The organism is Pseudomonas emilianonis (genome assembly GCF_023072625.1).
Taxonomy (GTDB): Bacteria; Pseudomonadota; Gammaproteobacteria; order Pseudomonadales; family Pseudomonadaceae; genus Aquipseudomonas; species Aquipseudomonas paraveronii.
Window position 1 is genome coordinate 1 of the sequence record NZ_JAKNRV010000650.1, and the last position, 1,431, is coordinate 1,431.

The 1,431-nt window shown below is 62.1% G+C and carries 2 protein-coding genes; both read left to right on the forward strand.

The annotated features are described in order from the left end of the window. Window positions 1-368: ATP-binding cassette domain-containing protein (locus L9Z73_RS30480; protein WP_247408668.1), on the forward strand; the 368-nt coding region annotated here is incomplete at its 5' end. 1 nt (window position 369) lies between these two features. After that, window positions 370-1,308: an MlaD family protein gene (locus tag L9Z73_RS30485; protein WP_247408670.1), complete on the forward strand. Its 939-nt coding sequence runs from the start codon at window positions 370-372 to the stop codon at window positions 1,306-1,308. The last annotated feature ends 123 nt before the right edge of the window (window positions 1,309-1,431 follow it).

The window sequence follows — 1,431 nt, forward strand, 5'->3', positions numbered from 1 at the left end:
CCTTGATCTCGCTGTCCGGCGGCATGATCAAGCGCGCGGCCCTGGCCCGTGCCCTGGCGCTGGACCCGGACATTCTGTTCCTCGACGAACCCACCGCCGGGCTCGACCCGATCGGCGCCGCGCAATTCGACCAACTGATCCTGACCCTGCGCGATGCGCTGGGCCTGAGCGTGTTCCTGGTCACCCACGACCTGGACACGCTGTACACCATCACCGACCGCGTCGCGGTGCTGGCGCAGAAGAAAGTGCTGGTGGCCGATGCCATCGATGTCGTCTCCGAAACAGACGACGCCTGGATTCACGAATATTTCCACGGCCCCCGGGGCCGCGCGGCATTGGATGCCGCTCAACCGCTCAACGAGGTATGACATGGAAACCCGAGCCCATCATGTGATGATCGGTCTGTTCAGCGTGATTGTGGTGGTCGGCGCGATGCTGTTTGGCCTGTGGCTGGCCAAGTCCAGCGTCGACACCGCGTTCCAGGATTACGAAGTGATTTTCAACGAGGCGGTCAGCGGCCTGTCCCAGGGCAGCTCGGTGCAGTACAGCGGGATCAAGGTGGGCGATGTCATCAGCCTGCGCCTGGACCCCAAAGACCCGCGCCGTGTGCTCGCGCGCATCCGCCTTTCCGGGCAGACGCCGATCAAGGAAGACACCCAGGCCAAGCTGGCCCTGACCGGCATCACCGGCACCTCGATCATCCAGCTCAGCGGCGGCACACCGCAAAGCCCGACACTCAAGGGCAAGGACGGCGACCTGCCGGAGATCATCGCCTCGCCATCACCTATTGCACGGTTGCTGAACAACAGTAACGACCTGATGACCAGCATCAACCTGCTGCTGCACAACGCCAACGACATGTTCTCCGCACAGAATGTCGAGCGCATCAGCAACACCCTGGACCATCTGGAACAAACCACCGGCGCGATTGCCGACCAGCGCGGCGATATCAAAGTGGTGATGCAGCAACTGATGCAGGTCAGCAAGCAGGCCGGTGCCGCCCTCGAGCAGACCACGGCGCTGATGCGCAATGCCAACGGCCTGCTCAACGATCAAGGCAGGCAGGTCTTCGGCAGCGCCGAGCAGGCGATGAAATCCCTTGAGCAAAGCACTGCAACCATCAACACCTTGCTGACCGATAACAAGAACGCGGTTAACAGCGGCATGCAGGGCCTCAACGAACTGGCGCCGGCCGTGCGCGAACTGCGCGAAACCCTCGGTTCGCTGCGCGCCATCTCCCGCCGCCTGGAAGCCAACCCCAGCGGTTACCTGCTGGGCAGCGACAAGAACAAGGAGTTCACGCCATGAAGCGTGCTTACCAACTGATCGCCCCCGTGGCCCTGGCACTGGTCAGCGCGTGCTCGAAGCAAAAAACCTCAAATTAACCCAATAACAGAGCAGCAAAGGTCAACGAAGGGCCGAGAAACCACT

What these genes read in the sequence shown, in the direction of transcription:
- L9Z73_RS30485 (WP_247408670.1), top strand. Translation starts at nt 370, where the DNA reads ATGGAAACCCGAGCCCATCATGTGATGATCGGTCTGTTCAGCGTGATT.